Annotated in this window: 7 protein-coding genes; all 7 read left to right on the top strand. The window is 56.3% G+C overall.

All coding sequences use genetic code 11. The annotated features are described in order from the left end of the window. Positions 1–213 precede the first annotated feature (213 nt). Positions 214–804 (top strand): TetR/AcrR family transcriptional regulator, encoded by a 591-nt coding sequence (locus JIN85_RS14190; RefSeq protein ID WP_200271857.1) that lies wholly within the window; start codon positions 214–216, stop codon positions 802–804. A gap of 54 nt (positions 805–858) precedes the next feature. Next, positions 859–1,116 carry a hypothetical protein gene (locus JIN85_RS14195; protein ID WP_200271859.1) on the top strand — a complete coding sequence of 86 codons (258 nt, stop codon included), beginning with the start codon at positions 859–861 and terminating at the stop codon, positions 1,114–1,116. Between the two features lie 284 nt (positions 1,117–1,400). Further along, on the top strand, positions 1,401–2,420 hold the full coding sequence (locus JIN85_RS14200) for an AAA family ATPase (protein WP_234047439.1): 1,020 nt from the start codon (positions 1,401–1,403) through the stop codon (positions 2,418–2,420). Positions 2,421–2,439: 19 nt separating this feature from the next. Next, positions 2,440–3,372, top strand: a complete 933-nt coding sequence (locus JIN85_RS14205) for a DUF58 domain-containing protein (RefSeq protein ID WP_200271863.1) — start codon at positions 2,440–2,442, stop codon at positions 3,370–3,372. Then, positions 3,369–3,938: a DUF4381 family protein gene (locus tag JIN85_RS14210; protein ID WP_200271865.1), complete on the top strand. Its 570-nt coding sequence runs from the start codon at positions 3,369–3,371 to the stop codon at positions 3,936–3,938. Before JIN85_RS14205 ends, JIN85_RS14210 begins: the two co-directional genes overlap by 4 nt. Then, entirely contained in the window at positions 3,938–4,945 is a 1,008-nt protein-coding gene (locus JIN85_RS14215) for a vWA domain-containing protein (RefSeq protein ID WP_267906670.1), read from the top strand. The genes JIN85_RS14210 and JIN85_RS14215 overlap by 1 nt, the downstream gene beginning before the upstream one ends. A gap of 3 nt (positions 4,946–4,948) precedes the next feature. Further along, positions 4,949–6,477 (top strand): vWA domain-containing protein (locus JIN85_RS14220; protein WP_200271869.1); only part of this gene is annotated, 1,529 nt, incomplete at its 3' end.

A 6,477-nucleotide genomic window follows, 5' to 3' on the forward strand; every position in this document is an offset into this window, starting at 1 on the left:
GATGATTTTGAAGATCGGGAATCAGACCGTGGCCGCGCTGGTCGAAGGCTTGGCTTGGAGATTCATGACCTTGTTGATTTCGAGTTTGGTGGCTCAACCGGGGAAGCGGCTGATGAGATAAATAGACAGACAGGTCTACCTAATATCAAGTAGAAATATACAGATCTGTATATTTTCTTTGCGAATGACCGATTTCTGGGGTGAAGTGGCTGCATGAAAGCCAAGTCTTCTGCGGAAAAGTCGCCGCATTCAGCGAAGCGCGAGCAGTTGCTCGATACGGCGTGGTCGCTTTTTTGCCGCAATGGTTACCGCGCGGTCGGAATCGACACGGTGCTGGCGGAGGCGGGGGTGGCGAAGATGACGCTCTACAAGCATTTTGCATCCAAAGAGGACCTGATCGCTTCTGCGATGGAAAAAAACAGCAGCTTGGTGCTGGCGAGCCTTGAGCAAGTGATTGAGGCGGCTGGGCCTGATCCTGACCAACGGTTGATGGCGGTTTTCGATTGGTTGGCGGGTTGGTTTTCGCAGAAGGATTTTTCCGGCTGCGCCTTTCTCAAGGCTGTGGGGGAATACAACGGAGAGGATGACAAGCCACGCCAGGCAGGTGCGGCATTCAAGCAGGCGATGCAGGAGCGACTGGAGCAACTTTGCGTGGATGCGAATCTGAAATCCCCGTCGCAGCTGGCCCGGCAACTTTTGTTGCTGATGGATGGAGCCACACTGCACGCGGACATGTATCACCGGGCCGATTATGCTTCTGACGCGCGCGCAGCGGCGCAGGCACTGATCGCCGCCGCGAGGTGATACGCGCCGCGCCTGCGCGCCATCCTCAAGCCTCATGGCATTTCGCCGAAACTGGTGGATCAGTCGGTCGACGGTGTGGCCACTTTATTCGCAGCCTTGGTGGCAAATCGCCAGGCGGCTGTCTTGACTGAAGGAATCATAGGCGCTTTGCCGTCCACATTAACGGCACGTCCCTTTTCTCCATCGCTGGCGGCTGCAGTGATCAAGATCGGATTGCCAGCTGTTAGAGCAAATCCCCATGCGGAATGGTTCGCGCGGTTGCTGCGCGAAGAAGCCGCAGGATTTAAACCTCAGCTTTCGATGAAGGTATGAAAAGATATCAATGTGTCGGTAGGGGAATTGATATGAATGATTTGGGTGAGGGAATGCATCGAGATGTCCTTCCGAACGAAGTGAGATTGATGAGGATATCATCTCCTTACCGTGGCTCATTCCATCTACCATGGTGCATGTCCCGGGATGCTACATTTCGAAGGCGCTTTATGAAATGGCGAGCTGCGATTTGAATCGTCTCCCTGCATGAAAACTTTGAGCCTATCTCCGTGAACAGAAGCGGATGTTAGAATCGCTTAGCATAGTAAACATTGGAAATGGACATGAGTAACGAGACAAACGCGCCGATGCGGGAAGTGAGTCCTGCGGGACTTACGGAGGATGAGATCAAGCAGGCTTCGGCCTGGGTGCATCCGCTGCGGGCAGAGATGGGGCGGTTCTTGATCGGCCAGCATGGACTGGTGGATCGATTGATTTCGGTCCTGTTGGTAAGAGGACACGTTCTTTTGGAAGGAGTTCCGGGTTTGGCGAAAACCCTCGCACTCAAAACCCTGGCAGATCTGGTGAGCGGGGATTTCCACCGCATCCAGTTCACCCCGGACATGCTTCCTGCGGATATTGTCGGTACTCAGATTTTCGATCCGCGAGCGGCGGAGTTTGAGGTCAAGAAGGGGCCGGTTTTTGCCAATTTCATTCTCGCGGACGAAATCAACCGCGCCCCGGCCAAGGTGCAGAGCGCGCTGCTGGAAGCCATGCAGGAAAAGCAGGTCACCATCGGTGATGAGACGTTCAAACTCCACGATCCATTCTTCGTTCTCGCCACGCAGAACCCTCTGGAGCAGGAGGGCACCTATCCGCTGCCGGAGGCGCAGCTCGACCGATTCATCATGAAAGTGGTGGTGGATTATCCGACGATGGATGAGGAAATGGCGGTCATCGACATCGCGGCAAGCACCCAGGACATGCCCAAGCCGGTGCCGGTTGTGTCGCTGGACACGATCCGCCAGGCCCAGCGGGTGGTCAATCGGGTGTATCTCGACGAAAAAGTGAAACGCTACATCGTCAGTCTGGTACATGCCACGCGCAGGCCGGATGATTTCGGGATGAAAATCGGCCCTTACCTGCGGGTCGGAGCATCGCCCCGTGCCTCGATCGGGATGACGTTGCTGGGCAAAGCCCGGGCGTTTCTGGATGGCCGCAGCTATGTCACTCCTCACGACATCAAATCGATTGCGCAAGATGTGCTGCGGCATCGGGTGACAGTCTCCTACGAGGCGGAGGCGGAAGGGCTTTCCGCTGAGCATTTCATCCGTCAGATCCTCGACGAGATGCCTGTGCCTTGAACCCGGACGAATCGTAGAGATGGCGAAAAAATCCAAACAGATTCGCGAGGCGGAGGAGAATGAATCCCGTGCTGCGGAGATCATGGGTCGCGTGCGGCGCATGGACATTCGCACGAACCGGTTGGTGGATGATCACTTGGCGGGAAGTTACGCCAGTGTGTTCAAAGGAAGCGGCATGGACTTCGATCGGGTGCGCAATTACGTGCCAGGTGATGATGTGCGAACCATCGATTGGAATGTGACGGCGCGGACGGGGGAACCATTTATCAAGACCTTCACCGAGGAACGCGAGCTGACGATTCTGATCATGATCGATGTGAGCGCGTCGTCTGATTTCGGTTCGAGTGAGGCGAGCAAGCGGGAACTGCAAACGGAAATTGGCGGAGTGCTTGCCGCCTCGGCGATACGGAATCGCGACAAGGTGGGCCTGGTGCTCTTCACCGATGAGGTGGAACTGTATATTCCGCCCGTCAAAGGCCGGATGAACATCATGCGGCTGATTCGCGAGGCGTTGTTTTTTCAGCCGAGTGGACGGGGCACTGACCTTTGCGGAGCGTTGGATTTTGTGAACCGGGTCCTCAGCAGGCGGGCAGTGGTTTTTCTGATTTCGGATTTCCGGGTGAACATCCGTGAGGAGGAACTGCAGCACAAACTGGGCGTGACTGGCAGGCATCACGATGTGATCGCCGTTGCGGTCAATGATCCGTTAGAAGGGGAACTTCCGGATGTTGGAGTCTTGCGAATCGAGGACGCCGAGACCGGCGAATTGATCGAATTGGACACGAGCAACCCGAAAGCCCGTGAGTCCTACCGGAAACAAGCAGCCGATCGCAAGGCGCGGATGGCCACGGCGGTGCGGCGTAGCGGAGTCGATATGCTCGAATTTTCCGCAGGCGGCGATTGGGTTCCTGCATTGATGGGATTTTTCCGGCAAAGGAGGGCGCGGAGATGAGGCGGTATGCGTTTCTAACATTTTTACTGACGTCTCCAGCCTGGGCACAGCAGGCGGAGGAGGACATCCGTGGCGCGAAGCCGCTGATCGAAGTGGCCACCCCGCAGCCGAAGTCCGCCTGGCCGATGATGGCGCTGATTGCATTCGTCGCCTTGCTGGTGATTGCAGGAATCTGGTGGTGGCTGAAACGGCGCTTACGTCACTTGCAAACAGCGGAAGAAAAGGCGCGGCAAGAGTTGGGCGATCTGAAGCAAAACGGTGGCGGCCTGTCGCCGGGTGATTTCGCCCTGGCCGCCAGTCAGGTCGTGCGGGTTTTCGTCGAACGTAAATTTGGATTGGCCGCGCCGAAACGGACGACGGAAGAATTTCTCACCGAGCTTGCCACCGCGAAAAACGAATCACTCGTCTCGCGCATGGAACCGCTGCGCGGATTTCTGCGATCCTGTGACATGGCGAAATTTGCTGGAACCAAGCTGGAAAGCGAGGAGCGGGATCATCTGATTTCATTGGCCACGGCATTTGTCGATGCGCCGGACGTTCCGGAAAACAAGGAGGTCACGCCATGATGGAAGGAAGTTTTCAATTCGCGAATCCTGCATTCTTGTGGCTGCTCGTGGCGCTTCCCGTGATGGCCATTCTGCGCGGAAGATCCGGCCGGGTGGTGGCCTTGCGGCTGCCATCGATCTCGGATGCAAAGGGCGGCGGCGGGCATCCGAAGTCTCGGGCCGGTGGGCTTTTGATGGCACTTGCTTACCTGGGCATGGCTCTGATCATTGTCGCCCTGGCGCGTCCGCAGCTGGGACGCGGAAACACGGAAGTGGAAACCAGCGGCATCGATATCGTGCTTGCGGTGGATGTTTCCGGTTCGATGGAAGCGATGGATTTCAACATCGATGGCCAACCGGTGGACCGCCTAACCGTGGTGAAAAAAGTGGTGGAGCAGTTCGTCGGTGACAGGCCGGGGGACCGGATCTCCATGATCGCATTCGCTGGCCGCCCCTATCTGGTGAGTCCCCTGACCCTCGATCACGAATGGCTTAAAAAAAGGCTCAGCGAAGTTCAGATCGGGCGGGTGGAGGACGGCACGGCTATCGGATCGGCCATTGCGTCTTCGGTAAACCATTTGCGTGATTCAGATGCAAAATCCCGCATCGTGATCCTTCTAACAGACGGTGTGAACAACACCGGTGCCGCGAATCCCGTCACGGCGGCGGAGGCCGCCAAGACTCTCGGAATCAAGATCTACACCATCGGCGCAGGCACGATGGGTGAGGCTCCCATACCGGTGAAAGACCAGTTCGGCCGTCAACGCATGGCGATGACCAAGGTGGAGATCGATGAGGACTCGCTGCGCAAGATCGCCTCTACGACCGGCGGTCAGTATTTCCGCGCAACCGATACGGATTCCCTGGTGAAAATCTACAATGAGATCAACCAGCTCGAAACGACGAAACGGACGATCAAGAAATACGAGGACTACAAGGAGCTGATGCTGTTTGCCCTGATTCCCGGCCTGTTTTTTGTGATGCTGGAGCGCATCCTTTCAGAAACCCGCTTCCGCCACCTTCCCTGAGAAATGATGAAAGAGACTACATTTCAGTTTTCACAACCAGCCTGGATGATCCTCGGGGTGGTTTTGGTGGCCTTGGGATTCTGGCTTTTCCGCATGGCGGATCGGCGGCGTAAAACCGATCTCAGCAAATTGGCGCATCCTCGGTTCCAGCAGCGGCTGATCGCGGGCTGGTCGCCGACATTGCGCTGGGTCCGGCGCGGGTTGTGGCTTGGCGCGATCTTTTTCCTGACGGTTGCCGCCGCCAGACCGCAGTTCGGCTACGAATGGCGGGAGGTGAAACGCCGAGGCATCGACATTCTTTTTGCGGTGGACACTTCGCGCAGCATGTTGGCGAAGGATCTGGTGCCAAATCGACTCGAGCGCGCACGGCTTGGCATCATCGACTTCCTGAGTCGGCTGGAAGGCGATCGGGTCGGGTTGGTGCCATTTGCGGGTTCGGCATTCGCCTTGTGTCCGTTGACGCTGGATTATGATGCGTTTCGTGAATCGTTAAACTCGGTCAATACCGACTTGATTCCTCGTCAGGGCACCGATCTCGCCAGCGCCATCCGCGAAGCGGACAGGCTGTTCGATGCGGAAAAGAAAAACCAACGCTTTCTGGTCCTGATCACCGATGGAGAAGACTTGCAAGGTGAGGCAGTGGAAGCTGCAGAGGAGGCAAAGAAAAACGGAACTACGATCTATACCGTAGGTGTTGGTGCGGGTGACGGTCAGCCCATTCCGGTAAAGGATCGGTATGGGCGGGAGTCTTTCCTGAAGGATTCAAGCGGACAGCAAGTGAAGACCCAGCTGGACGAGGCAACTCTCAAAAAAATCGCTGAAATCACGGGTGGCCTTTATGTTCCATTGGGTCGCGGCGCGGAAGGACTGGATGCGATTTATCAAAAACGCCTGGCGCTAGCGCCGAAGTCCGAGCTCGCGCAGAAGCTTGAGAAAGTGCCGCTCGAGCGTTTCCAGTGGCCGCTTGCCGCCGCGCTATTGATGCTCGCTGCGCAATCGCTTCTGGGTGAGCGCAAGCCAGAGAAGAAAAAGAAGGCCATTGTTTCGGTGGCGCGCCGTGTTCGTCCGGTTGCGATGCTCGCGGGAGCATTTTTCCTGATGCCAAACGCCTCGGAGGCAGATGATGTGACGGCCTATAACGGCGGCACCAAGGCGTATCAAGCCGGCGAATTTGAGCAGGCGGCGAAACAACTCACGGAATCACTCTCAACGGCGGATTTAAAACTTCAGCAAAAGTCCTACTATAACCTTGGTAATTCACTCTATCGAATCGGGCAGGCAACGGCCCAGGAAGATCCAAAAAAGACCATCGAAACCTGGGAGAAAGCGCTCAAGGCTTACAACGATTCACTCGCGCTGAATTCCTCCGATGAAGATGCAAAGTTCAATCGGGATTTTGTAAAACGGAAGCTGGATGAACTGAAAAAGCAGGAACAACAGAAGGACCAGAAGGACCAGAAGGACCAGAAGGACCAGAAGGACCAGAAGGACCAGAAGGACCAGAAGGACCAGAAGGACCAGAAGGACCAGAA

Origin of the sequence: Luteolibacter pohnpeiensis (assembly GCF_016595435.1) — a bacterium.
Lineage (GTDB): Bacteria > Verrucomicrobiota > Verrucomicrobiia > Verrucomicrobiales > Akkermansiaceae > Luteolibacter > Luteolibacter pohnpeiensis.